The sequence below is a fragment of the Defluviimonas sp. D31 genome (assembly GCF_033436765.1).
In the GTDB taxonomy this organism is placed as follows: domain Bacteria; phylum Pseudomonadota; class Alphaproteobacteria; order Rhodobacterales; family Rhodobacteraceae; genus Albidovulum.
On sequence record NZ_JAWQFN010000058.1, the window covers coordinates 1 to 1,737 of the forward strand.

1 protein-coding gene is annotated in these 1,737 nt (G+C 55.0%); it reads right to left on the reverse strand.

Annotated elements, in window-relative coordinates:
- Positions 1–228 precede the first annotated feature (228 nt).
- On the reverse strand, positions 229–1,737 hold a 1,509-nt coding region (locus R5H32_RS20850), incomplete at its 5' end, for an arylsulfatase (RefSeq protein WP_318340555.1).

The window sequence follows — 1,737 nt, forward strand, 5'->3', positions numbered from 1 at the left end:
CGCCTACGCCGCCCACTTCACAGACTGGGAACGCGACAACACTCTCGACATCTGAACCTCCCCTTCCCTCCCCAGACTGCCGCCGCAAAAAATGCGGCGGCCTTTTCCTGCGTGCCGGAATTAATGTGGTTCGCCATCTGTCAACATGACGTACCGCAAAAAATCACTCCCAGTCAGGGGACCGGGAGTGACAAGGGTAAGATCTGCAAGTTTTTTTTATCAGAAGAGTTACTGCCGGCTCGAAGCCTTTTGCATTTCAGCCAATACAGCGTCGACGCTCAGGGAATCGCCCCTGGTCGGCGGGAATTCCTTGAACGTTTCCAGGAACTTACTCACCAATGCCTGAGCGGGAACAAACATCCACATCTGATCAGCGTAGAACTGCCTGATATACAATGCCGCATCCGGGCCTACTTCGTAGGGGTCCATTCTGAGATTAACGATAAGAGGCCAGCTCGGCGTCTTGCGATAGGCTTCGTTGATGGACCCCTCCATGATAGTGAAGTGTATCTTCCAGTCATTGTAGCGAACGGCATTGAGGTTCCCGCCTGCATCGAAATAGAAGATTTCCTTCCGCTCTCCGGGGGCTGTGCCGGCCAGAAGGCCCATTTGATTATAACCATCGAGGTGGGCCTTGAAGGTCTTGCCACCGGCCTCATGGCCGGTCAACAGCTTGTCCTTGATGTCCGGCTCGCCAACGCCAGCCATGAGGGTCGGCATCCAGTCTTCATGTGAGAAGATGTCATTGACCACTGTTCCTGGCTCGACGGTACCGGGCCACCTGACCATCATCGGGACGCGGAAGCCGCCTTCCCAGGTGGTACCTTTCTCACCGCGGAATGGTGTCGTCCCACCATCCGGCCATGTGAATTTCTCGGCACCGTTGTCGGTACTGAAAACCACGATCGTATTATCGGCGATTCCCAACTCGTCGAGCTTGTCGAGCAGTCGGCCGACGCCGTCATCCAGTTCCATCATACCGTCGGCGTAAAGGCCGTACCCTGATTTGCCTTCGTACTCTTCGCTGAGGTGCGTCCACACATGCATTCGAGTGGAATTGTGCCAGACGAAGAAAGGCTTTCCGGCTTCATGAGCTGCTTCGATGAACTTGATCGATGCATCCAGAAATTCGGTGTCAGCAGTTTCCATGCGCTTGCGCGTCAAAGGCCCTGTGTCTTCAATCTTCTGGGTGCCGTCCGGCTGAGCATAGGTGTGAAGGACGCCACGTGGTCCGAACTTCTCGACGAACTCCTTGTTGTCCCTCGGATAGAACTCGCTTTCCGGTTCTTCTTCCGCATTCAGGTGATACAGGTTTCCAAAAAACTCATCGAAACCATGCATGGTTGGCAGGTGCTCGTCCCGATCACCCAAGTGGTTCTTGCCGAATTGACCAGACACATACCCGTGGTTTTTCAGAAGTTGGGCGAGTGTCGGATCCTTGTCCTGAATGCCTTGCTCTGCCCCCGGCATGCCGATGGTGAGCAGCCCGGTTCTGAATGGATGTTGCCCGAGGATAAACGAAGCACGACCTGCAGTGCAGCTCTGCTGGGCGTAGGCGTCAGTGAAGATCGCGCCTTCTTTTGCAATCCGATCGATATTTGGTGTAGATCCGCCCATCATTCCGTTGTGGTAGGCTCCAGACCCATTGATTTCCGACTTTCGGCGTGATTCAGGCTCCGCAAGGAGACCTGAGCATGAGCAACCTTTTCTGGCTGACGGACGAGCAGATGGCGCGTC